General features: G+C 59.3%; 1 rRNA gene. It reads left to right on the top strand.

From position 1 onward, the window contains the following. The first annotated feature begins 84 nt into the window (after positions 1–84). Positions 85–201, top strand: a 5S ribosomal RNA gene (gene rrf / locus HMPREF2820_RS00020). Positions 202–204 lie beyond the last annotated feature (3 nt).

Raw genomic sequence — 204 nt, 5'->3', positions numbered from 1 at the left:
GTTTTTGCTCGCGTCCGTTATTCAGTGTCTGGCATGACACCACCCACCCAAAGTTGTGGTGGGGATGGTTGTTGCCTGGTTTTTGTCGGTGGTGTTAGCGGTGGGGTCACGCCCGGTCCCATTCCGAACCCGGAAGCTAAGTCCACCAGCGCCGATGGTACTGCACTCGGGAGGGTGTGGGAGAGTAGGTCGCCGCCGGCATAA

The organism is Corynebacterium sp. HMSC064E08 (genome assembly GCF_001811805.1).
Lineage (GTDB): Bacteria > Actinomycetota > Actinomycetes > Mycobacteriales > Mycobacteriaceae > Corynebacterium > Corynebacterium jeikeium_D.
This window is presented reverse-complemented; position numbering and strand designations above follow the sequence as displayed.